Below are 23,142 nucleotides of genomic sequence, written 5' to 3'. Positions count from 1 at the left end.
CATCTTTGCGCTGCAAATATCCCACGGGGGTCCGGGGGTGTGAAACCCCCGGCGCTGGCCAAGGGCGCGCGGCTGAGCCGAAGGCGCCTTCCCCCCGCCCCGGGCAGCGCATAGATTTCCCCCCATGGCCGATCTCTTCGATTCCCCCTCCGACGACTCCCGCGCCCCGGACGCCCCGCGCCCGCTGGCCGACCGGCTGCGCCCGCAGTCGCTGGGGCAGGTCATCGGGCAGGAGGCGGTTCTGGGCCCCGACGGGCCTTTGGGTGCCATGCTGGCGGCGGGGACGCTGGGGTCGCTGATCCTCTGGGGGCCGCCCGGGGTGGGCAAGACCACCATCGCCCGGCTGCTGGCGGCCGAGACGGATCTGCATTTCGTTCAGATCAGCGCCATCTTCTCGGGCGTGCCCGAACTGAGAAAGGTCTTCGAGGCGGCGAAACTCAGGCGGCGGAACGGGCAGGGGACGCTCCTCTTCGTCGACGAGATCCACCGCTTCAACAAGGCGCAGCAGGACGGTTTCCTGCCGCATATGGAGGACGGCACGATCCTGCTGGTCGGCGCCACCACCGAGAATCCCTCCTTCGAGCTGAACGCGGCGCTGCTGAGCCGGGCGCAGGTCATGATCCTGACGCGCCTGTCGCTGGCCGATCTGGAGAGTCTGGCCGAGCGGGCCGAGCATGAGCAGAAGCGCAAGCTGCCGCTCTCGCCGCAGGCCCGCGACGCGCTTCTGGAAATGGCGGACGGCGACGGGCGGGCGTTGCTCAATCTGATCGAGCAGGTCATGGCCTGGCGCGTGAGCGGCGCCCCGCTCGATACCGAGGCGCTCACCAAGCGGCTGATGCGACGGGCGGCGAAATACGACAAATCGGGCGACGAGCATTACAACCTGATCTCGGCGCTGCACAAATCGGTCCGGGGATCCGACCCCGACGCGGCGCTCTACTGGTTCGCGCGGATGCTGGAGGGGGGCGAGGATCCCCGGTTCCTCGCCCGCCGCATCACCCGCATGGCGGTCGAGGATATCGGCCTGGCCGATCCGCAGGCGCAATCCGTGTGCCTTGAGGCCTGGCAGACCTACGAGCGCCTCGGCAGTCCCGAGGGCGAGCTGGCGCTGGCGCAGGCGCTCGTCTACCTCGCCCTCGCGCCGAAATCGAACGCGGTCTACGTGGCCTACAAGGCGGCGCGGCAGCTGGCGACCAAGACCGGCAGCGCCATGCCGCCCGCGCATATCCTCAACGCCCCCACCAAGCTGATGGAGAGCCAGGGCTACGGCGCGGGTTATCAGTATGACCACGATGCCGAGGACGGGTTCAGCGGCCAGAATTACTTCCCCGAGGGGGTCAAGCGCCCGGTCCTCTACGCGCCGCCCGAACGCGGGTTCGAGCGGGAGTTGAAGAAGCGGGTCGAGTATTTCGCCAAGCTCAGAAGCCGTCGTCAGGGTGGCCCGGCTTGACTCTGCGGTCCATGCGCGCCAAGGCAGCGGCATGTTGTCCACGCTTCTCCAAGTCGCCCTCGGCGGCGCGCTCGGCGCCTCGGGCCGCTACCTGACCGGGGTGGCGGCAATGCGGCTCATGGGGCCGGGATTCCCCTGGGCGACGCTGGCCGTGAACGTGCTGGGCTCCTTCGTCATGGGGGTTGTCGTGGTCATGCTGGGCCATCTCAGCGCCAACCGTTTCGCGCCCCTCTTGATGACCGGGGTGCTGGGCGGGTTCACCACCTTTTCGGCCTTCTCCCTCGACACCCTGACGCTGTGGGAGCGGGGCCAGCAGGCGCTCGCCGTTACCTATGTCGCGGCTTCGGTCACGCTGTCGCTGGTGGCGATCGTGGCGGGCCTCTGGATTGCAAGGAGCATCACCGCATGAGCGGCGTACAGACCCTGACCGTCGGCACCGATGAAGGCGAGCAGCGGCTGGATCGCTGGCTGAAGCGCAAGTTTCCCCAGGTCACCCAGGGCATGGTCGAGAAGTTCTGCCGCAAGGGCGAGCTGCGCGTCGATGGCAAGCGGGTGAAATCGGGCGACCGGATCGAAGCGGGGCAGCAGGTGCGCATCCCGCCCTTGCCCGATGCCGCGCCGCCGCCGCCCACGCGGGTCGAGGGGATCCCCGACGCCGATGCCGAGATGATCCGCGATTGCGTGCTGTGGAAGGACGAGCATGTCATCGCCCTGAACAAGCCGCCGGGCCTGCCCTCGCAGGGCGGCAGCGGGCAGGGCAACCGCCATGTGGACGGCCTGACCGAGGCGCTGAAATTCGGCTACAAGGAGCGGCCCGTGCTGGTGCACCGGCTGGACAAGGACACCTCGGGCGTCCTGCTGCTGGCCCGCACGCCGCGCGTCGCCCGGCGCCTGTCCGAGGCCTTCCGCCACCGCAACACGCGCAAGATCTATTGGGCCATCGTCGCCGGGGTGCCGCAGCCCTTGATGGGCACGATCCGCTACGGGCTGGTGAAATCGGGCGGCCGGGATGCGGAGAAGATGCGCTGCGTCCACCCCAACGAGGTCGACAAGACCGAGGGCGCCAAGCGCGCGACCACCGATTACGCCGTGCTCGACCGGCTGGCCAGCCGCGCCGCCTGGGTGGCGCTGGTGCCGATCACCGGGCGCACCCACCAGCTGAGGGCGCATATGGCCGAGATCGGGCATCCGATCATCGGCGACGGCAAATACGGCGGCTCGGGGCAGGAGAATCTGGGCGACGGCTGGGGCGCGCAGCTGGGCGGCGACATCAGCCGCAAGCTGCACCTGCACGCGCGGCGCATCAGCTTCGAGCATCCGATCACCGGCAAGCCCGTCACCATCGAGGCCCCGCTGCCCGCGCATATGGCGAAAAGCTGGGCCACCATGGGCTGGAAGGAAACCGACGTCCCCGCCGACCCCTTCGAGGAGCAGGAATGACCCCTCGCCTGGTGATTTTCGACGTCGACGGCACGCTGGTCGACAGCCAGACCGATATCATCGATTCGATGACCGCGGCCTTCGCCGGGCAGGGGATGATTGTCCCCTCGCATGAGGCGATCAAGGGCATCGTCGGCCTGTCGCTGCCGGTCGCCGTGACCCATCTGGCGCCGCGCGTGACCGAGGCCCGGCGCGACGCGCTGGTTGCCGCTTACAAGTCGACCTATCAGGCGCTCAGGGTGCAGAACGGCGCCAAGGGCAGCCCGTTATTCCCCGGCGCCCGCGCGGCGCTGGAGCGGCTGGCGGCTGATCCGGCCGTGACGCTCGCCATTGCCACGGGCAAGTCGCGCCGGGGTCTCGACGCGCTGCTGGTCTCGCACGATCTGGGCGGGTTCTTCGCAAGCACGCAGGTCGCCGATGACCACCCGTCCAAGCCGCATCCCTCGATGATCCATGCCTGCCTGCGCGAAACCGGCGTCCCGGCCGAGCGCGCCGTGATCGTCGGCGATACCGAATTCGACATCGAGATGGGCCACGCCGCCGGGATCCGCGCCATCGGCGTGACCTGGGGCTATCATCCGGTCAAGCGCCTCGCCCGGGCCGATCTGCGGATCGACGGCCTCGACCAGCTCGACGCGGCGCTGGGGGGGCTTTGGGCATGAGCGGCTGGGCACCGAAGGTTTTCTGGAAGGCCGTCACCGTGACCGAGTCGCCCGAGGGCTTCGGCATCGCCCTGGACGGGCGGCCGATCAAGACCCCGGCCAAGGCGCCGCTTATGCTGCCGACCCGGGCGCTGGCCGATCTGGTGGCCGCCGAATGGGCCGCGCAGGAGGGCGAGGTCCGCCCCGAGGCAATGCCCGCCACCCGCGCCGCCAATGCCGCGCTGGACAAGGTGAGCGCCCAGTTCACCGAAGTGGCCGAGATCATCGCCGCCTATGGCGAGACGGATCTGCTGTGCTACCGCGCCGAGAGCCCGGTCGAACTGGTCGAGCGGCAGGCGCGGGCCTGGGACCCGCTGCTGGCCTGGTCGGCCGAGCGCTTCGGCGTCGGCTGGGCCGTCACCTCGGGCGTCATGCCGACCGAGCAGAAGCCCGAGACGCTGGGCCGGCTGGCCGGGCACATCCTGCGTTTCACGCCTTTCGAGCTGACCGCTTTTCACGATCTGGTGGCCATGTCGGGCTCGCTGGTGATCGGTCTGGCGGTGACCGAGGGAATCGCCCCGGTCGAAACCCTGTGGGACGTTTCGCGAATCGACGAGGACTGGCAGACCGAGCAATGGGGCCCCGACGACGAGGCCATCCGCTTGACGTTGCACCGCCGGACCGCCTTTCTCGACGCCGCCCGTTTTTTCGCCGCCTGTCGCTGTTAGCGCCCAACAGGTTTGCCGAGAAAATACGCATTCTCCGGGGGGCCGGGCCGCCGCTATTGCCGCTTGCGTAAGCATCAACGTCAGGAATGATTGACTTGACGGCCAATAATAATCGGCACAAATTCGCCTACGCAGCATCGTAAAGATGCGCCTCGTCGCCCCGGCTCCATTACCGTGGCGATGTCCAGCCGGATCTGAACCGGCAACCATTGGCTCCGCGAGGGGCTGGAAGATCGCCCGCAGGGGCGGTTGCAACAGGAAGAGGTAACTATGAAAAAATCGGTATTTTTGGGGACGCTCGCAACGGCGGCCTTGGTGGCTGGCTATGCGTCGGCGGCAACGCTCGACGACGTGAAGGCCCGTGGCTCGCTGAACTGCGGCGTGTCGACCGGCGTGAACGGCTTCTCGGCTCCCGACGCGAACGGCGTCTGGCAGGGCTTTGACGTCGCCGTCTGCCGGGCGATCGCCGCGGCGGTGCTGGGCGACCCGATGGCCGTGAACTTCGTCCCCACCACCGGTCAGACCCGCTTCACCGCGCTGGCCTCGGGCGAAATCGACATCCTCGCGCGGAACACCACCTGGACCTTCTCGCGCGATACCGACCTCGGCTTCACCTTCATTGGCGTCAACTACTACGACGGCCAGGGCTTCATGGTGAACCGCGCGCTCGGCGTGTCGTCGGCCACGGAACTCGATGGCGCCACCGTCTGCATCCAGACCGGCACCACGACCGAGCTCAACCTCGCGGATTACTTCCGCATCAACAACATGACCTACGAGCCGGTCCCGATCGAGACCAACGCCGAGGCCCAGCAGCAATACCTGGCCGGTGCCTGCGACGTCTACACCACCGACGCCTCGGGTCTGGCTGCGACCCGCGCCTCGTTCGAGACCCCCGGCGATCACGTGATCCTGCCGGAAATCATCTCGAAAGAGCCGCTGGGCCCGCTGGTGCGCCAGGGTGACGACCAATGGGCCGATATCGCCCGCTGGACCCTGAACGCGCTGGTCGCCGCCGAAGAGCTGGGCGTCACCACCTCGAACCTCGAGCAGATGGCCGCCGGCACCAACAACCCCGAGATCAACCGTCTGCTGGGCGCCGAAGGCGACCTCGGTGCGATGATCGGTCTCGACGCGCAATGGGCGATGCGCGCCATTGCCGCCGGTGGCAACTATGGCGAGATCTTCGCCGCCACCATTGGCGAGGCCACCCCGATCGGCCTGGCCCGCGGTCTGAACGCGCAGTGGACCCAGGGTGGTCTGCTCTACGCACCGCCGTTCCGCTAACGGCCCCGGATCCGGCGCGCGACCCCGTCGCGCGCCGTTTTCCTATCTAAAACAAGCATAACCGTGTCGCCCGACGCCAAAAGGTGCGGGCAGCAAAAAAAACCACACGGATGCAGGGAGACATTTCATGGCAATGGACAGCGGCGCTCAGCAGCCCGCGTTTCGCCTGAGCATGTTGCTTTACGATTCGCGCTACCGGTCGATGACGATCCAGGTCTTCGCGCTTTTCGTGCTCATGTTCGGCGCCGCATGGCTGGTCTACAACACCAAGACCAACCTCGAGGCCCTGGGCAAGCCCTTCGGTTTCGATTTCCTCTTCAACACCGCGGGCTATGACATCGCGCAGCGACCGATCGAGTATTCCTCGCAATCGACGCATCTGCGCGCCACCGTCGTCGGCCTTCTGAACACGCTGATCCTGGCGGTCATGGCCTGCATCACGGCCACCGTGCTGGGCGTTATCGCCGGCGTGCTGCGACTGTCCAACAACTGGATCGTCGCCCGCCTGATGACGGTCTATATCGAGACCTTCCGCAACGTGCCGGTGCTGATCTGGATCATCGTCGTCTCGGCGGTGATGTCGGAATCGATGCCCGCGCCCTCGGCCTTCCGGGGCGAGAACGCGACCTCGAGCATGCTGCTCTTCGATTCGGTCGCCATCACCAACCGCGGCGTCTATGTGCCCGCGCCGCTCTTCTCGGTCGATCTGGGCGCCATGCTCGGCGTGCCCAACCTCGGGACCGGGCTGAACTGGCTGGTCATCGTCGCCGCGCTGATCGCCAGCTTCTGGCTGAACAAGCGCCTCCTGGCCCATGCCACGGCGGTGCAGAACGCCACCGGCGTCCGGCCCAAGACCTGGTGGAAGAGCCTGCTGATCTTCCTGGCGCCGCTGGCGGTGCTGCTGGTGATCTTCGGCTTCCACGCCGAATATCCCGAGCTGCGGGGCTTCAACTTCACCGGCGGCATCCAGATGCGCAACTCGCTGATCGCCATGTGGATCGGCCTGAGCATCTATACCGCCGCCTTCATCGCCGAGAACGTCCGGGCGGGCATCCTCGCCATCGCCAAGGGCCAGACCGAGGCCGCCTATGCGCTGGGCATGCAGCCGGGCAAGACCATGCGGCTGGTGATCCTGCCGCAGGCGATGCGCGTCATCGTCCCGCCGCTGATCTCGCAATACCTCAACATCACCAAGAACACCTCGCTGGGCCTGGCCGTGGGCTACATGGACCTGCGCTCGACGCTGGGGGGGATCACCATCAACCAGACCGGGCGCGAACTGGAGGGGATGCTGCTGCTGATGCTCATCTATCTGGTCATCAGCCTGATCATCTCGACGGTGATGAACTACTACAACAACCGCATCAAGCTGAGGGAGCGGTGACATGAGCGATACCCATGCGCAAACCGTCGCTTTCGTCCGCGACACGATGCTCCCGCCCGAGGCGCCGCCGACCACCCAGGCCGGTGCCGTCAAGTGGATCCGCGAGAACCTGTTCTCGGGCTGGCTGAACGCCATCCTGACCCTGCTGTCGCTGCTGGCCGTCGTCGGCATTGTCTACGAACTGGCGCCCTGGGTGCTCAATTCCGTCTGGAATGCCAATTCGCTGACCGAATGCCGCGCCATCCTGGACGGCGCCACCGGCGCCTGCTGGGCGGTGATCCGCGTCAACTGGCTGCAGCTGATGTTCGGCTTCTATCCGTCGGACCTTTACTGGCGGCCGATTCTGGCCTTCGTGCTGCTGATCGTGGCCGTGGCGCCGGTGCTGTTCCCGTCGGTGCCGCGCAAGCTGATGTGGTTCTCGGTCATCTACCCGTTCATCGCCGTCTGGCTCCTGTGGGGCGGGTCGGTCTGGGGGCCGGTCATGGTGCTGCTGGGGCTGGCGCTGCTGGGCTTCTTCATCATGCGCGCGGCCGAACCTCTGGGCACCGTGCCGACCAGCGCGCTGGCGGTGGTGCTGTTCCTGTGCCTGTTCTTCGACCCGCCGGGCTGGCTCGGCCTTGATCTGGGGATCTTCCCGATCGTCCAGAACATCGCCGACCTGCTGGCCCGCCTCATCCCGATCGAGCTGCGCTCGGTGCCGTCCCGAGAATTCGGCGGCTTCATGATCTCGATCGTGATCGGCGTCGCGGGCATCGCGCTGTCGCTGCCGCTGGGCATCCTCTTCGCCCTCGGCCGGCAGTCGAACATGCCGCTGATCAAATGGATCTCGGTCACCTTCATCGAGTTCATCCGCGGCGTGCCGCTGATCACGCTGCTGTTCACGGCGTCGCTGCTCCTGAACTACTTTCTGCCGCCCGGGACCAACTTCGACCTGATCCTGCGCGTCATCATCATGGTCACCCTGTTCGCCACCGCCTATATGGCCGAGGTGATCCGGGGCGGCCTCGCGGCGCTGCCGCGCGGCCAGTACGAGGCGGCGGATGCGCTGGGCCTCGATTACTGGAAGGCGCAGCGCCTGATCATCATGCCGCAGGCCCTGAAGATCTCGATCCCGGGGATCGTGAACACCTTCATCGGCCTCTTCAAGGACACCACGCTGGTCGTGTTCATCGGCATTCTCGATCCGATCGGCCGGGCGAGCGCGATCCGCGCGACCTCGGACTGGCAGGGGATCTACTGGGAACTCTTCATCTTCATCGGTGCCGTGTTCTGGGTCTTCTGCTTCTCCATGTCGCGCTACTCGATGCACCTCGAGCGCCGCCTCAAGACCGACCATCGTTAAGGAGATTTCCCATGGAAAGCATGGAAACTGCCGCCATCAACCGCAGCCAGATGAAGGTCTCGGACGAGGTCGCCATCCAGATCACCAACATGAACAAGTGGTACGGCACGTTCCACGTTCTGCGTGACATCAACCTGACCGTGAACCGGGGCGAGCGGATCGTCATCGCCGGGCCCTCGGGCTCGGGCAAATCGACGATGATCCGCTGCATCAACCGGCTGGAGGAACACCAGAAGGGCACGATCATCGTTGACGGCACGGAACTGTCGTCGGACCTGAAGAACATCGACAAGGTGCGCTCCGAGGTCGGGATGGTGTTCCAGCACTTCAACCTCTTCCCGCACCTCACCATTCTGGAGAACTGCACGCTGGCCCCGATCTGGGTGCGCAAGATCCCCAAGAAGGAAGCCGAAGAGACGGCGATGCACTTCCTGGAAAAGGTGAAGATCCCCGAGCAGGCCCACAAATACCCGGGCCAGCTGTCGGGCGGTCAGCAGCAGCGCGTGGCCATCGCCCGCTCGCTCTGCATGCGGCCGCGGATCATGCTGTTCGACGAGCCGACCTCGGCGCTCGACCCCGAGATGATCAAGGAGGTGCTGGATACCATGATCCAGCTCGCCGAAGAGGGGATGACCATGCTCTGCGTGACCCACGAGATGGGCTTCGCGCAGGCGGTGGCGAACCGGGTGATCTTCATGGACCAGGGCCAGATCGTCGAGCAGAACGAGCCCTACGAGTTCTTCAACAACCCGCAGAGCGAGCGGACCAAGCTGTTCCTGAGCCAGATCCTGGGGCATTGAGCGACCCGCCGTCTTGCCGCCGAGGCAGACGGCGCCCTTGAAACGCGACGGCCCGGGACGTGGTTCCGGGCCGTCTGCGTTGCACGATCTCCGCAGTGCGGCCTGTTCATTGCCACCCAAGCCCTGGATTGTTGTCCTGGTCCGGCCTGGAAGCTATCCGGAAGGAAAGCGAAGCAGTTGTCGTATTGGTGACAGGCGGTGAGGGGCGAGGCGGCATGAGATATCGTCGCGAAATCGACGGGTTGCGTGCCCTTGCCGTTATCCCGGTTGTGCTGTTTCACGCGGGCTTTACCGCATTTCAGGGCGGCTTTGTCGGTGTCGACGTTTTCTTCGTTATCAGCGGCTATCTGATCACCAGCATCGTGCTGGAAGAAAACCGGCGCGGCACCTTCACGCTTCGGGCTTTCTATATCCGCCGCGCGAGACGCATCCTGCCTGCCTTGCTGGTGGTGCTTGCTTGCAGCGGACCGGCCGCCTGGTTCCTGCTGCTGCCCAGCGACACGAGGGATTTCGCCGAGAGCGTTCTGGCGGCGTTATTCTTCGTGTCGAATGTACTTTTCTGGCTGGAGAGCGGGTATTTCGACACCGCCTCGACGCTGAAACCCCTGCTCAACACCTGGAGCCTTGGGGTCGAGGGCCAGTTTTACCTGCTCTTTCCGCTGTTCGCCCTGCTGGTGCTGCGCAAGCGCGGTGAGCGCGGGCTCTGGCTTGGGGCGCTCGCGGGCTTCGCGCTCAGCTTGGGCGCCGCGCAATGGCTGACGTCATCGTCGCCCGCGGCGGCTTTCTACCTGCTGCCGACGAGGGCCTGGGAGCTGCTTCTGGGCGTCCTCGTAGCGCTTGTGCTGGATCGCTGGCCCGCGCCCTTTGGCGCCCGGCTGGCGGGGCTGCTGGCGCTTCTGGGGATCGGCGCGATCCTGCTGGCGGTCTTTGCCTATGATGCGACCGTGCCGTTTCCCGGCCTTCCCGCCCTCCTGCCGACGCTGGGCGCGGCGCTGGTGATCCTGGGGGCGCGCTCGGGAACCTTGGCGCAGGCCATCCTGGGGAATCGTCTGCTGGTGGGGATCGGGTTGATCTCGTACAGCCTCTACCTCTGGCATTATCCGCTCTTCGTGTTCCATCGCTGGACCACGATCGACGGCGGCGCGTCGATCGCCGAACGCTGGGGCCTGATCGCGCTGGCCACCATCCTGTCGCTTCTCACCTGGGTGCTGGTCGAGCGGCCATTCCGGCGTCCTGCGGTCAGCTGGATCTCCCGGCTTCGCAACCGCGGCTTCTATGCGGCAATGCTGCTGTTCGTGGGCGCGTTCGGCATCTACATGCAGGTCCAGCCGGCTGCGCATACCCGCCTGCGCCTCAGCTATCCCGAGAACGTGGTCTGGCGCAGCCTGGGCGAGCGGATCCGGGCCGAAGGACCGGTCTGTGACCGCGGGCAGCTGCTGGACGGGCTGACAGTCACGGCCGGTTGCGTCTTCGGTGACCCTCAGGCGACCCGAACAATCGTTCTGCTGGGGGATTCCCACAGCGAGGCACTGAGCCTTGCGCTGGACGGGGCGCTGCAGGTTGAGGGCTTGCGGGGCGTGTATCTGCAAACGGTCGGATGCGAGCCGCTGCCGTTCATGCGGCGCAATCGGGACCTGTCGGTCACCGATTGCGATGAGCGGCATCGCGAGTTGATTGACCACCTGCGCGGGCTGGATGCCGATGTCATCCTGCTGAACCGCTGGTCCTTCCGCCTCTATCCGGTGGCGGGGGCCATCGAAGGAATGCCCTATCGCAACAGCGAGGGGCATCTGGACCACGAGGAATACCGTGAATACGACGTCTATGCGGAAGGAGCGCTGCATCGGGACCCCGAGGCGAAGGCAGGGGCCCTGCGCGCCTATCTCGAGGAGCTAGCCTCGGCTTCGCGTCGCCTGTTCCTGATCGACCCGGTGCCGGAATCGGCAGTGGACATCGCGCTGGAGAACGCGATTCACTTCCGCCGCACCGGCGAGATTGTGCAGGACCTGTCCTTTCCGCGCGCGGATTATGTCAGCCGCACGGCCTTCGTCCGCGGCGTTTTCGATGAGGTTTCAGGCGACAATGTCGTCCGCGTGGCGACCGAGCCGCTGTTTCGCGGTCTCAGGGCAGCGGACCGCTGCTACATCCAGCTCGACACCGTGCCGCTCTATTACGACGGCAATCATCCCTCCGAGGAGGGGGCGGCCCTGATCGTTGCCAGCTTTATTGATCAGCTGGCCGGGTCGGAATAGCCCGACCGCAGCGCCTCAGGCGGCGATTTCCTTCGGCACGATGAAGTCGCGGACCGAGCCCGAATGCCAGTCCACGTCCTGCCAGCTCGGCGCTTCGAAGCTGACGACCAGGGTGGCGCCGGTCGGGTAGCGCTGGAAGTCGGGGTTGAGGGGCGCCTGGGCGACGATGCGGCCGGCGAATTCGGCGATGCCGGGGTTGTGGCCGATCATCATCACCGTATCCGCCGAGGCGTGTTTCAGCACCGCCAGCATCACATCCGGCCCCGCGTGATAGAGCGCGGGTTTCAGGATCAGCTCGGGCGTGCCGGGCAGGGCGGGGGCGATGCCCGACCAGGTCTTGCGGGTCCTGAGCGCGTCCGAGCACAGGACCTCGCCCGGGACATAGCCGCGGGACGCGAGCCATTCCCCCAGATCCGCCGCGGCGGCCTTGCCGCGCTCGTTCAGCGGGCGGTCGTGGTCCGACATCGTGGGGTCGTCCCAACTCGATTTCGCGTGGCGGGTGAGGATCAGGCGCTTCATCATCGGTGGAACCGGCTCATGTGATAGGCGGATTGGTCCGCCAGTCTTGCATGCGGGATACCCGCCGGGCAAGCGCGGCGCGCGCGGCAGCCTTCGGTGAGGCAATCGCGGCCCTGGGGCGTGTCGAGATGGGCGTGGCAGCGGGCGGTGTCATAGGCCGTGGCCGAGAGCGCGCCGACCGGGCAGGCCGTGCGGCAGGGCTGCGTGGGGCAGGTTTCACAGGGGTTTTCAGCCGGGGGCAGGGCCACGGCGAAGGGCAGCGCCAGCGCGCCGCGGAACGAGACCCAGAGCCCCTGCTCGGCATGGACCAGCATCCCGACCGGGCTTTGCCAGAGCGCGCCGGTCTCCTGCGCCCAGCGGAAGAAGGGCGGCCAGGGCGGTCCGTCCGAGGGAAAGAGGGCGCGGCCGCCGAATCGCTCGGCCAGCGCGCCCAGGACCCGCTTCGACCAGCGGTCCACCGGGTCGGGGGCGCCGTCCTGCCATTCGGGGGCGGTCTTGAGCCGGTCCCACCAGAGCGAGCCGCCCGCCGGGCCAATCAGGACCAGCGCGCGGGCCTCGGGTGGGCAGAAATCGGGGTCGGGGGCGGTGACGGCCAGCGCCACCAGCCCCTGTTCCTGAAGCGCCGAGAGCGCCTCAGACGCCCGTGCCACGGGGCGAGACGCGGGGAGGCGTGGCGCGGATCATCGAGCCCGCGCCGTGTTCGGTGAAGAGTTCCAAGAGGCAGGCGTTGGCCACCCGCCCGTCGAGGATCACCACCGCCCGCACGCCCTGCTCGATGGCCAGAAGCGCCGTCTCGGTCTTGGGGATCATGCCGCCGGCGATGGTGCCGTCGGCGGTCATGGCGCGGATCTGGTCGGGGTGGATCTCGGTCAGGACGTTGCCGTCCTTGTCCTTGACGCCGGACACGTCCGTCAGCAGCAGCAGGCGGTCGGCCTGCAGCGCGCCAGCGATGGCCCCGGCGGCGGTGTCGCCGTTGACGTTGAACGTCTCCAGCGCGCTCATGCCGGTGGCGACGGGGGCCACGACCGGGATGATGCCGGCCTTGAAGAGGTCGCGCAGCACCTGCACGTTCATCTCGACCGGCTTGCCGACGAAGCCCAGCTCCGGGTCATCGGCCACGCAGACCATCAGGTCGTCGTCCTTGCCAGACAGACCCACGGCGCGGCCGCCTTCGTCCATGATCGCCTGCACGATGCGCTTGTTCACAAGGCCGGTCAGCACCATTTCGACCACCTCGACCGTGGCCTTGTCGGTCACGCGCTTGCCGCGCACGAATTCCGACTTGATGCCCAGACGGTTGAGCAAATCGTTGATCATCGGCCCGCCGCCATGAACGACGACGACATTGATGCCGACAAGGCGCATCAGCACCACGTCGCGGGCGAATTCGGCCATGGCCTCGTCATCGCCCATCGCATTGCCGCCGAACTTGACGACGACGACGGCCCCGGCGAAGCGCTGCAGATAGGGCAGGGCTTCCGACAGGGTGCGGGCGGTGGCTTTCCAGTCACGGTTCATGTTCTGCTGTCTCATGGGCTTACTGCATGGTGGCGAGGATCGCGCGAAGCGTCGCCACACCCTCGCCCTTTTCCGAGGAGGTGACAAGCAGCTCGGGATAGGCGGCGGGGTGTTTGGCCAGTGCCGCGCGGACCTGGGCCAGGGTGCGCTCGCGCTCGGCCGCGCCGATCTTGTCGGCCTTGGTCAGCACCACCTGGAAGGTCACGGCGGATTTGTTCAGGAGGTCGAGGATCTCCTCGTCCACCTTCTTGACGCCGTGGCGCATGTCGATCAGCACGAAGGCCCGGCGCAGCGTGGCGCGGCCCGAGAGGTAGCTCTTCAGAAGCGCCTGCCACTGGCGGACCACGGCGACCGGCGCCTCGGCAAAGCCATAGCCGGGCAGGTCGACCAGATAGAGTTGCCCGCCCACGTCGAAATAGTTGATTTCTTGCGTGCGGCCCGGCGTGTTCGAGGTCCGCGCCAGCGACTTGCGGCCGGTGAGCGCGTTGATCAGGCTCGACTTGCCGACATTCGAGCGTCCGGCAAAGCAGATCTCCAGCCGGTCGGCCGGGGGCAGGCCGGGCATCGCCACCACGCCTTTGACGAAATCGACGGGCCCGGCGAACAGCTTGCGGCCGGCCTCCAGATCCTCGGGCGTGGGATGGGCGGTTTCGGGGAAGGGGAGGGTGGTCATGGGGTGATCTCCACGCGGTCGCCGATCGCGACGGCGCCGCTGTTGAGGACCCGCGCGTAGACGCCGAAGTCCTTGTGACCCCAGCCGGATTGCAGCGCGGCGAGGGTGTCGCCCGCCGCCTCGCCGGTCTCGGGGTCATAGGTGGTGGCGACGCAGCGGGTGATGGGTTCTTCGATCCTGAGGCGGGTCTCGCCGAGGGTGATCTCGCGGCCGATCAGGTCGACTTCGGCCCAGGGCGCCCAACCCTCGATCCAGAGATTGCCGCGGAAGCGGTGGATCGACAGGGCGCGGCCCATCCGGCTGCCCAGATCGCGGAGCGAGCCGAGCGAGAGGATCGCCACGAAGGGATCGGGCACATCGGTCAGTGCGCCGCCGTCCTGGCGCTGAACCAGCGCGCGGGGGGCAGGGCGGGTCGCGGGCCAGAGCGGGCGCAGCCACGCGACCAGCGCCGGGCCGTCGGCGGGCAGGGTGCCGGCGAAGGCGGGGCGGTCGGGATGGGTCAGGGTGAGGCTGCCGGTGGCCTCGTCGAACCGGGCGCGGATCGCCTGCAACTGGCCCTCGGCCGCGCCGCGCAGGAAATTCATCTTGGCCGCCCAGCCTTCGGGCGCTGCGGGGAACTTGGCGGCCTCGGTCGCCACGGCCCAGACCCGGTCAAAGGGCATCGGGCGGCCCTGGATCAGGGCCGCCCGGTCGAGTTCCTGGTATCCGGCGGATTTCACCGGATGCCGGACGATATGCGCCAGATGCGCTGTCTTCACTTTGCCTTGCCGGTCTTGGGGGCCTTGTCGGCATTCGCCGCCTTCGGCTTCTTGAACGACGACCTGATGTTGCCGAACAGATCCGGCCGCGAGCCATGCGCCGACATGATCAGGTATTGCTGGATGAAGGTGATGATGTTGTTGCCGATCCAGTACATCAGCAGCCCCGAGGCGAAGCCGCCCATCACGAACATGAAGATCCACGGCATCCAGTTGAAGATGGTCTGCTGCATCGGATCGGCGGGCGCCGGGTTCAGACGCATCTGGAACCACATCGAGATGCCGAAGAGGAGCGGCAGCAGGCCCAGGAACACGGTCGCCATCAGCGAGCCGGTTTCCGGTGCGGCCCAGGGCAGCAGGCCGAAGAAGTTGAAGATCGAGGTCGGATCGGGCGCCGAGAGGTCGTTGAACACCCAGAACCAGTCGGCGTGCCGCAGTTCGATCGTGTTGAAGATCACCTTGTAGAGCGAGAAGAAGATCGGGATCTGCAACAGGATCGGCAGACAGCCGGCGGCCGGGTTGACCTTCTTGTCGCGGTAGAGCGCCATCATCTCTTGCTGGAGCTTCTGGCGGTCGTCGCCGGCACGCTCTTTCAGCTTCTGCATCTCGGGCTGGAGTTCCTTCATCCGCGCCATCGAGACGTAGGATTTCCAGGCCAGCGGCAGCAGGATCGCCTTAAGCGTCAGCGTCAGCGCCAGGATGGCCCAGCCCATGTTGCCGATCACGCTGTGATAGAAGTTCAGCACGCGGAAGATGGGGCGCGTCAGGAAGAAGAACCAGCCCCAGTCGATGGCGTCGGTCAGGCGCTGGACGTTCTGGTTTTCCTCATAGCTTTCGAGGATGTCGAAGACCTTGGCGCCGGTGAACAGCATGGACGAGGCGCTGGCGGTCTGGCCGGGCTCGACCGTGACGGTCGGCTGACGCAGGCTCGCCTGATAGATGTCGCCGCCCGGGACGTATTGCGAGACGACCGTGGCGGGCTGGCCCGGGATGCCAACGAGCGTCGCCATGAAATACTTCGAGGTGAAGCCGATCCAGGCATTCTCGGTCGCGGTGGTGGTCTGCGTCGGGATCCGCTCGCGGTCCGAGACCGGATAATCGACCATGTCCTTGTAATTGCCTTCCAGCAGCGCGCCATCGGTCATCTGCACGAGGCCTTCATGCGAGATGAAATAGGACTGGAAGTCGGCGGGCACGCCATGTTGCGCCAGGATCGAATAGGGATCCAGCGAGACGGCGGCGTCGGTGGTGTTCTCGACCGATTGATCGACCGTGAACATGTAATTGTCGTCGATACGGATCACGCGGGTGAAGATCAGGCCCGCGCCGTTGTCCCAGCGCAGCGTGACCGGCGTGTCGACGGTCAGGGCGTTGGTGCCGACCTGCTCCCAGGGGGTCGCGGGGCCGGGGACATTGGCGTAGTCCAGCGCGCCGCGCGGGGTCCAGCCGAAGAGGGCGTAGAACGGATGGCGGCTGCCGCCATTGGGGTTCAGCAGGTGGACGAGGTCGCTGTCGGGCTCGACCGTCTCGGTATAGTCGCGCAGCTGCATGTCGTCGAAACGGCCGCCGGTCAGGGCGATCGAGCCGGTCAGGCGCGGCGTGTCGATGGCGATGCGGGCGGTTTCCTGAAGCGGCTCGGCCATCGTCGCATCGGTCGAGGCCGGGGCGCTTTCGCCGGGCGGCGGCGGGACCAGTTCGCTTTGCGAAATGGTGTCGCCGGGTTGCGGTTCCGGGGGCGGGAACAGCGCGAACCAGCCCATGATGACCGCGAGGCTCAGGGCGAAGGCGAGGATCAGGTTCTTGGTTTGATCGTCCATCGAGGGCGTTCCGGGCGCGATTTCTATGCAGCGCCGGTTCAACAGGCGTTGCCCCCAAAGGTCAAGCGGATTCCCCCGGATCGGTCGGCCGGTCGGGGGTTTTTGCCGCCGTCCGCGGGTGGCCGCGCCCTCGTCGTCTTGCCCGGGCGCGATACCTGCGCCGCTGCGGGGCCGCCCTGCGCCGGGGCGCGGCGCGGTTCCTCGGCGCAGGGGTCAGATTGCGTCCGACGCGGCCAAGGGGCCTCGCGCCCGGCAGGCGCTGCCCCCTTTGGGCCCGCCCCGCCTCAGGGCTTGTGCGGCCCGGCGGCCTGGCGCGCGTCCTCGGCGTTTTCGACCCAAGGCTCGCCCTGTTCCAGCGCCGCCAGATGGGCGCGTAGCCAGCCCGGCAGGTCGCTGGCGGGCATCGGGCGGGCGATGGCGAAGCCCTGCAGATGGCCGCAACCCATCTGCGCCAGCTTGACCTGTTCCTCGGGATGCTCGACCCCTTCGGCGAGCGTGCCGAGGTCCAGCTGCGCCGCCATCGACAGGATCGCCGCCACCATGCGCTGCTGGTCGGGGTCGGTGTGCATGTTGGTGACGAAGCTGCGGTCGATCTTGATCCGGCCGACGGCGAAGCGGCGGATATTGGCGATCGAGGCATGCCCGGTGCCGAAATCGTCGAGGTCGATGCCGCAGCCCATGGCCGAGAGCCGGGCGATGGTGCGCACGGCGATGTCGTCCTCGCCCCGGGCGACGACGGTTTCCAGGATCTCGACCGTCAGCCGTTCGGGCTCCAGATCGTGGCGGTCCAGTTCCCAGCCGATCTCGTCGGCCAGGCGCGGGTTGCGCAATTCCTCGGCCGAAAGGTTGACCGAGACCTGGGGCACCCGCAGCCCCTGCGCGTCCAGCTCCTTCAGCGCGGTCAGCGCCTCGCGCAGCATGCGTTCGGCCAGGCGGGGCGAGAGGCCCGCAGCCTCGATCTGCGGCAGGAATTCGCCCGGCGAGATCAGGCCGTTCTGGGGATGCTGCCAGCGCGCCAGCGCCTCAAGCCCGCTGACGGCGCCGGTGCTGGCTTCGATCTGCGGCTGGAAATAGGCGCGGATCTCGCCATTCTCCAGCGCGCGGCGCAGGCTGGAGACCCGGTCGCCGGTCATGGTCGAGGGGAAATCGACGACGGAATAGGAATTGAGCGCGCCGGGCCCCGAGCGGAGGGCGCGTTCCGCCGCGGCCTCGGCCGCCTGCAGCATGTCGAGGCCGTTCAGCATGGCGGCGCGGGGCGAGATGCAAAAGCCGATCGAGACGCTGGGCCAGAGGGTCACGCCGTTGATCGGCAAGGGCGCGGACAGCCGCGACTGGATGCGCTGCGCCACGGCCAGGATGCCGCCCAGGTCCAGCCCGCGCTGGGCCTGCAGCGCAACGCCGAAACCGTCCGTCTCCAGCGCGCAGAACAGGTCCTGATCGCGCAGGGACAGCGCCAGCCGCTCGGCCAGCGTGTCGCGCAGCGCGGCAAAGGAGGTGGCACCAAGCTGCCGCGCGAGTCGCGGCGCATCGTCAAGGCGCACCGCCAGCGCGGCGGCGGCGCCCTGCGCGGTGCCCAGCCCCTGCGCGTTCAGCAGGTCCAGCACGCCCTTGCGGTCCCGCATCGAGGCATGGCCCCGCAGCTCCGACTGGGCGCCCGCGGCCAGCGCGTCACGCAGCGCCGACCACAAAAGCGCCGCCTGCACCGCGACCAGCGCCACCAGCGCCCAGGCCGACAGGCCCGCGGCGAGTGTGGCCAGCGTCAGCGCGGGAATCAGGGCCAGGGTCCAAAAGCGCCGCTGTCTGGCGATTGCCATCGCCCGCCGTGCCCAAGTCATCGTCAAAGCCTTTACCCGTCCTTCTTGCAGGGCGCCCGCAGCCCCCCGGTACAAGCAGCCTTGGTTAAGGTAGTGAGCGAAGCCTTAACGCAGACGAGGAATTTCATTCGAATTTTCAGCATCTGCCGCCGAGGTGCCCGGCGCCTCGGGCCAGAGGCCGATGAAATCGAAGAGCTTGGGGTCGACCAGATGCGAGGGCCGCACGTTCATCAGCGCCTTGAACATGACGTTCCGCCGCCCGGGCGTCCGTTTCTCCCATTCGTCCAGCAAGGCCTTGACCTGCATGCGCTGCAGCCCGTCCTGCGACCCGCAGAGGTCGCAGGGAATGACCGGATAGTCCATCGCCCGGGCGAATTTCTCGCAATCGGCCTCGGCCACGAACGCCAGGGGCCGCAGCACGGTCAGGTCGCCATCCTCGTTCACCAGCTTCGGCGGCATGGTCGCCAGCCGCCCGCCGTGGAACAGATTCATGAAGAACGTCTCGAGCATGTCGTCGCGGTGATGGCCCAGCACGACCGAGGTGCAGCCCTCCTCACGCGCGATGCGGTAGAGGTTGCCGCGCCGCAGCCGCGAGCAGAGCGAGCAATAGGTCCGCCCCTGCGGCACCTTGTCGACGACGATGGAATAGGTGTCCTGATATTCGATCCGGTGCGGCACGCCCATCCGGGTCAGGAAGTCGGGCAGCACCGTCGCCGGGAAGCCCGGTTGCCCCTGGTCGAGGTTGCAGGCCAGCAGCTCCACCGGCAGGAGGCCGCGCCATTTCAACTCGTGCAGCACCGCAAGCAGCGTGTAGCTGTCCTTGCCGCCCGACAGGCAGACCAGCCACTTGTCGCCGGGACGGATCATGCCGAAAGCCTCGGTCGCCTCGCGCACCTGCTGCACGAGCCGCTTCCGCAGCTTGCGGAATTCGGTGGATTTCGGCGCCCCGTGGAACAGCGGGTGGATGTCGTCGCCGGGAAGATCGTCGCTGTCGTCGAGCATGGGCCGGGCCCTCCTGAAGCCCTGCCATAGGGGGTTTGGCCGGGCGGCGTCAAGTTGGGGGCCGGGGGCGATTGACAGGGGGCGGGGCTCGGGTATGTTAACGGGATTAACATGCGGAGTTGGGAATGGGCTATCTGCTGGGCTATGCGCTGCATCTGGTGGCGGGGGTGATCTGGGCCGGCGGCGTGCTCTATACCGCACTGGTGGTCTTTCCGGCGCTGGCCCGGCTGCCGGCCGGGCAGGCCGAAGCGATGCTGGCGCGGATGGGGTGGCGGTCGGGCGCCGTGATGGGGGCGGCGGGGTTGCTGGTGCTGCTGACCGGCCCGCTGCGGGCCTGGCTGAGCGGCGGGGTACAAAGCCTGGGCGACCTTGCCACGCCCTACGGCATGATCGTGGTCGCGGCCTTCGTGCTGGTCTTCGCGGTGCAGGGGGTGGACGGCGCCTTTCGCCAGCGCTTGCGGCGCCTGATGGCCGATCCCGCCGCCTTTGCCTCCCAGGCGCCGGGTCTGGCGCGGCGCAATGCGATCCTTGCCGGGGGCGGGATCGGCCTGGTGCTGGCCCTGATGGTGATGCTTGGAACCGGGGCCTATTGAGCGCTAATGCCGGTGCTCCGCGTCCCACTCGGGATCGGCGCCCGGTACCGGGTCATAGCCCTGCCCGCCCCAGGGGTGGCACGAGGCGATGCGCCTGGCCGTCAGCCACGAACCCTTGATCGCCCCGTGCAGCGCCAGGGCCTCCAGCGCATAGGCCGAGCAGGTCGGCTGGTAGCGGCAACCGTGACCGACCCAGGGGCTCCACAGCAGCCGATAGGCGCGGACCGGCAGCGACACCGCCCAGGCAGCGGGCGAGGTCAGGGGCCGGGGGCGCGGCGGGGGTGGAGGAGGGCACAAGGAGCTGACCTTTCGGCTTTGGCCTGATGTGGGACGCGCCGCGCGCGGGCGCAAGCCCCCTGCGGCAACCGGCCCCTAGGACGCCGCCCGCAGCGCTGCCGCCAGCTCGGTGATCCGCGAAGGGGCGAAGACGCGGATGCCGTGGCGTTCCAGCATCTCGGCGGCGAGTCCGCGACCGGGGCGGCGGGTGCCGTCATGCTCGCCGGTATAGACAAAGAGGCTGCCGCAGGAGGGGCTGCCGTCGGTCAGCAGCGCGAAGGCGCAATCATGGGCGCGGGCCGCCTGCAGCGCCAGCTCGGCGGCGCGGACGAAGGGGGCGGTCACATCCTCGCCGCTGTCGGTGAGGACCTGGCCCTGCCCGGACAGCACCTGCAAGGCGGTCACGCCCGGGGCGATCTCGGCCGGGGCGCGCGGCACGGGCAGGCCCGCCGCCATCTCGGGGCAGAGCGGCACGATCCGCCCTTCGCGGCGCCAGAGGTCCAGAAGCGGACCGGCCAGGGTCTTGGCCCGGCCATCGTAACGAACCGGGGCGCCCAGCAGGCAGGAACTGACGAGAATGCGTTTCATGCCGCCAGCTTAGCGTGGTCGCGGGCGGCGTAAAGCCCGGGCTTTCGCGAGGGGCGCGGGCGGGCTAGCCTTGCGGCAGGCAGGGGAGGATCGGCGCATGGCCAGCATGCTCATCACGGGCGCCTCGCGGGGGATCGGCCGGGCCACGGCGCTCATGGCCGCGGCGCGGGGCTGGGACGTGGCGGTGGCCTACCGGCAGGACGCCGAAGCCGCGGCCGAGGTGGTGCGCGGGGTCGAGGCGCTGGGGCGTCGGGCGGTGGCGCTGGCGGGGGATGTGACCGACCCCGCGGCGGTGGCGCTTGTCTTCGATGGGGCGGAGGCGGCGCTGGGCAGGCTGGACGCGGTGGTGATCAACGCGGGGATCGTCGCGCCCTCGATGACCCTGGCCGAGACCACGCCCGAGAGGCTGCGCGCGGTGGTGGAGACCAACGTGCTGGGCGCTCTGTTCTGCGCGCGCGAGGCGGCGCGGCGGCTGCCCCGGGACGAGGGGGATGCTGCCATCGTGCTGCTGTCCTCGGTCGCCGCGCGGCTGGGGTCGGCCGGGGAATACGTGGATTACGCGGCCTCGAAAGCGGCGGTGGATACGCTGGCCATCGGCCTGGCGCGGGAACTGGCGCCCGGGCGGGTCAGGGTCAACGCGGTCCGGCCCGGGCTGATCGACACGGAAATCCACGCCTCGGGCGGGCGGCCGACACGGGCCTTCGATCTGGCGCCTCTGGTCCCGATGGGGCGCCCGGGCCGGGCCGAGGAAGTGGCCGAGATGATCCTCTGGCTGTGCAGCCCGGCCGCGTCCTATGTCACCGGCGCGGTGATGGAGGTGACGGGCGGGCGCTGAGCCCGGAGGGCCGTCCGCCGCCGCAGGCAGAATTGCGACATGGCCCAGTCGCCTTTGAAGGCGACAGGCAGCGCGGATTGGCGTCCGGTCGGCACCGGAGGCCCCGATGTTCGAACGTTCCATCCCCGAGTGGCTGCGCCACCCGCCCGAGGCCGCCGCCCGCAAGCCCGGCGCCAAGGCCTTCGCCACGCTTTCGGGCATCGAGGCGATGATCCGCGGCACGCTGCTGTCGGTCTTCCCGCTGGCCATGTATCAGGCGCTGGGCGACGCGGGCGCGGTCAGCCGGGTCTATTTCGTGATCGGCCTCGCCTCGCTGACGCTGGGGCTGCTGCTGCCCTGGATCAACCGCAAGGTGCCGCGGCGCTGGCTCTATACCTTCGGCGCGCTGATGTATCTGGTCGGCGGCTCGCTGGGGGCGATGGGCGGCATGATGATCGTCGCGGCCCTGGCTGCCTGCACCCTGGCCACGGTCACCTGTTTCATCTGCCTGAACGCCTATGTTCTTGACTACGTGGCGAAAAATGACCTTGGCAAGACCGAGACGCTGCGCATGTTCTATTCCGCGCTGAGCTGGAGCGCGGGGCCGGTTACCGGGGTCGCGCTGATGAAGCTCTGGGCGCCCCTGCCGTTCATCCTGGCGGCCTCGTTCGCGCTGGTGCAGATCACGGTCTTCTGGTGGCTGAGGCTCGGCAACGGCAAGCTGATCCAGAAGGCCAAGGGCGCGGCACCCAATCCGCTGGCCTTCCTCGGCCGGTTCTTCGCCCAGCCGCGGCTGATCGCCGGGTGGCTCTTCGCGGTGATCCGCTCCTGCGGCTGGTGGGGCTATATCGTCTATCTGCCGATCTATGCCATCGAACACGGGCTGTGGGAGGAATTGGGCGGCGTGCTGGTGTCCGTGACCAACGCTTTCCTCTTCGTCACGCCGCTGATGCTGCGCTGGGTGCAGCGGCGGACGGTGCGGGTGGCGGTGCGGACCGGGTTCTTCTGCGCCTCCTTCGGGTTTCTGGTCGCGGCGGTGCTGCCGGTGGCGGAACTGGCGGTGGCCTCGCTGTTCCTCGCCTCGGCCTTCCTGGTGCTCTTGGACATTGCCGGGGGGCTGCCCTTCCTGATGGCGGTGAAGCCCTCGGAGCGGACCGAGATGGCGGCCGTCTATTCCAGCTTCCGCGACGTGTCGGGGATCATGACCCCGGGCATCGGCGCGCTGATCCTGCTGGTGGCGCCGATCCAGGGCATCTTCGGCGCGGTCGGGCTGGCTCTGGGGGCGATGTTCGTGCTGTCGGGGCGGCTGCACCCGATGCTGGGGGTGACCCCGGCCGAGCGGGGGCGGCGCCCGGTGTGAGGGGGTGGGCCGGGAAAAGGGGCGGGGGGCTGCTCGCCCCCGGAGAGGCAAAGGGGGGGGGGGGGGGGGGCCCCCCCCCCCCCCCC

General features: G+C 67.9%; 23 protein-coding genes. 13 read left to right on the top strand and 10 right to left on the bottom strand.

Annotation, left to right across the window (positions count from 1 at the left end):
• Nucleotides 1-124 precede the first annotated feature (124 nt).
• The 10 genes from VDQ18_RS14420 (at nt 125) to VDQ18_RS14375 (ending at nt 11,324) form a co-directional block, all read left to right on the top strand.
• A complete protein-coding gene (locus VDQ18_RS14420) occupies nt 125-1,450 on the top strand; it encodes a replication-associated recombination protein A (RefSeq protein WP_323021615.1) in 1,326 nt (441 codons plus the stop codon).
• 31 nt (nt 1,451-1,481) lie between these two features.
• Nucleotides 1,482-1,859 carry a fluoride efflux transporter CrcB gene (gene crcB / locus VDQ18_RS14415; RefSeq protein WP_323021614.1) on the top strand — a complete coding sequence of 126 codons (378 nt, stop codon included), beginning with the start codon at nt 1,482-1,484 and terminating at the stop codon, nt 1,857-1,859.
• Nucleotides 1,856-2,890 (top strand): RluA family pseudouridine synthase, encoded by a 1,035-nt coding sequence (locus VDQ18_RS14410; protein WP_323021613.1) that lies wholly within the window; start codon nt 1,856-1,858, stop codon nt 2,888-2,890. The genes crcB and VDQ18_RS14410 overlap by 4 nt, the downstream gene beginning before the upstream one ends.
• Complete coding sequence (locus tag VDQ18_RS14405) at nt 2,887-3,552, top strand: HAD-IA family hydrolase (protein WP_323021612.1); 666 nt, start codon at nt 2,887-2,889, stop codon at nt 3,550-3,552. Before VDQ18_RS14410 ends, VDQ18_RS14405 begins: the two co-directional genes overlap by 4 nt.
• Entirely contained in the window at nt 3,549-4,259 is a 711-nt protein-coding gene (locus tag VDQ18_RS14400; RefSeq protein WP_323021611.1) for an ATP12 family chaperone protein, read from the top strand. The genes VDQ18_RS14405 and VDQ18_RS14400 overlap by 4 nt, the downstream gene beginning before the upstream one ends.
• A 270-nt stretch (nt 4,260-4,529) precedes the next feature.
• Nucleotides 4,530-5,546 (top strand): amino acid ABC transporter substrate-binding protein, encoded by a 1,017-nt coding sequence (locus VDQ18_RS14395; protein ID WP_323021610.1) that lies wholly within the window; start codon nt 4,530-4,532, stop codon nt 5,544-5,546.
• Between the two features lie 127 nt (nt 5,547-5,673).
• Entirely contained in the window at nt 5,674-6,930 is a 1,257-nt protein-coding gene (locus VDQ18_RS14390) for an ABC transporter permease subunit (RefSeq protein WP_323021609.1), read from the top strand.
• A gap of 1 nt (nt 6,931) precedes the next feature.
• Entirely contained in the window at nt 6,932-8,272 is a 1,341-nt protein-coding gene (locus tag VDQ18_RS14385) for an amino acid ABC transporter permease (protein ID WP_323021608.1), read from the top strand.
• Nucleotides 8,273-8,292: 20 nt separating this feature from the next.
• Nucleotides 8,293-9,072, top strand: coding sequence for an amino acid ABC transporter ATP-binding protein (locus VDQ18_RS14380; RefSeq protein WP_416235110.1), 780 nt, complete (start codon nt 8,293-8,295; stop codon nt 9,070-9,072).
• Between the two features lie 131 nt (nt 9,073-9,203).
• Nucleotides 9,204-11,324 carry an acyltransferase family protein gene (locus VDQ18_RS14375; protein ID WP_323021606.1) on the top strand — a complete coding sequence of 707 codons (2,121 nt, stop codon included), beginning with the start codon at nt 9,204-9,206 and terminating at the stop codon, nt 11,322-11,324.
• A 15-nt stretch (nt 11,325-11,339) separates the two neighbouring features.
• Here the strand turns inward: VDQ18_RS14375 and VDQ18_RS14370 are convergent, their stop codons facing one another.
• The 8 genes from VDQ18_RS14370 to ttcA all read right to left on the bottom strand — a co-directional run bounded on the left by VDQ18_RS14370 (nt 11,340) and on the right by ttcA (nt 19,425).
• Nucleotides 11,340-11,846 carry a histidine phosphatase family protein gene (locus VDQ18_RS14370; protein WP_323021605.1) on the bottom strand — a complete coding sequence of 169 codons (507 nt, stop codon included), beginning with the start codon at nt 11,844-11,846 and terminating at the stop codon, nt 11,340-11,342.
• The gene (locus tag VDQ18_RS14365; RefSeq protein WP_323021604.1) at nt 11,843-12,493 is read right to left on the bottom strand and encodes a ferredoxin; all 651 of its coding nucleotides are present in this window, start codon (nt 12,491-12,493) and stop codon (nt 11,843-11,845) included. The genes VDQ18_RS14370 and VDQ18_RS14365 overlap by 4 nt, the downstream gene beginning before the upstream one ends.
• Nucleotides 12,477-13,376: an acetylglutamate kinase gene (gene argB / locus VDQ18_RS14360; protein WP_107753547.1), complete on the bottom strand. Its 900-nt coding sequence runs from the start codon at nt 13,374-13,376 to the stop codon at nt 12,477-12,479. The genes VDQ18_RS14365 and argB overlap by 17 nt, the downstream gene beginning before the upstream one ends.
• A 4-nt stretch (nt 13,377-13,380) precedes the next feature.
• Nucleotides 13,381-14,034 carry a ribosome biogenesis GTP-binding protein YihA/YsxC gene (gene yihA / locus VDQ18_RS14355; RefSeq protein WP_323021603.1) on the bottom strand — a complete coding sequence of 218 codons (654 nt, stop codon included), beginning with the start codon at nt 14,032-14,034 and terminating at the stop codon, nt 13,381-13,383.
• Entirely contained in the window at nt 14,031-14,792 is a 762-nt protein-coding gene (locus tag VDQ18_RS14350) for an MOSC domain-containing protein (RefSeq protein ID WP_323021602.1), read from the bottom strand. Before VDQ18_RS14350 ends, yihA begins: the two co-directional genes overlap by 4 nt.
• Nucleotides 14,789-16,609, bottom strand: a complete 1,821-nt coding sequence (yidC, locus tag VDQ18_RS14345; protein ID WP_323021601.1) for a membrane protein insertase YidC — start codon at nt 16,607-16,609, stop codon at nt 14,789-14,791. The genes VDQ18_RS14350 and yidC overlap by 4 nt, the downstream gene beginning before the upstream one ends.
• Nucleotides 16,610-16,893: 284 nt before the next feature.
• Nucleotides 16,894-18,444 (bottom strand): GGDEF domain-containing phosphodiesterase, encoded by a 1,551-nt coding sequence (locus VDQ18_RS14340; RefSeq protein WP_323021600.1) that lies wholly within the window; start codon nt 18,442-18,444, stop codon nt 16,894-16,896.
• 84 nt (nt 18,445-18,528) lie between these two features.
• Entirely contained in the window at nt 18,529-19,425 is an 897-nt protein-coding gene (ttcA, locus tag VDQ18_RS14335) for a tRNA 2-thiocytidine(32) synthetase TtcA (protein WP_323021599.1), read from the bottom strand.
• A gap of 125 nt (nt 19,426-19,550) precedes the next feature.
• Here ttcA and VDQ18_RS14330 point away from each other — a divergent pair, with 125 nt between their 5' ends.
• Nucleotides 19,551-20,018, top strand: coding sequence for a hypothetical protein (locus VDQ18_RS14330; RefSeq protein WP_323021598.1), 468 nt, complete (start codon nt 19,551-19,553; stop codon nt 20,016-20,018).
• Nucleotides 20,019-20,021: 3 nt separating this feature from the next.
• Here the strand turns inward: VDQ18_RS14330 and yidD are convergent, their stop codons facing one another.
• The gene (yidD, locus tag VDQ18_RS14325; protein WP_416235109.1) at nt 20,022-20,255 is read right to left on the bottom strand and encodes a membrane protein insertion efficiency factor YidD; all 234 of its coding nucleotides are present in this window, start codon (nt 20,253-20,255) and stop codon (nt 20,022-20,024) included.
• A 135-nt stretch (nt 20,256-20,390) separates the two neighbouring features.
• Nucleotides 20,391-20,882, bottom strand: coding sequence for a DUF523 domain-containing protein (locus VDQ18_RS14320; protein WP_323021597.1), 492 nt, complete (start codon nt 20,880-20,882; stop codon nt 20,391-20,393).
• 97 nt (nt 20,883-20,979) lie between these two features.
• On the opposite strand from VDQ18_RS14320, the gene VDQ18_RS14315 reads away from it, so the two are divergent.
• A complete protein-coding gene (locus tag VDQ18_RS14315; protein WP_323021596.1) occupies nt 20,980-21,717 on the top strand; it encodes an SDR family oxidoreductase in 738 nt (245 codons plus the stop codon).
• 106 nt (nt 21,718-21,823) lie between these two features.
• Nucleotides 21,824-23,056, top strand: coding sequence for an MFS transporter (locus VDQ18_RS14310; protein WP_323021595.1), 1,233 nt, complete (start codon nt 21,824-21,826; stop codon nt 23,054-23,056).
• The last annotated feature ends 86 nt before the right edge of the window (nt 23,057-23,142 follow it).

Source organism: Pararhodobacter sp. (assembly GCF_034676075.1).
GTDB lineage: Bacteria > Pseudomonadota > Alphaproteobacteria > Rhodobacterales > Rhodobacteraceae > Pararhodobacter.
This window is presented reverse-complemented; position numbering and strand designations above follow the sequence as displayed.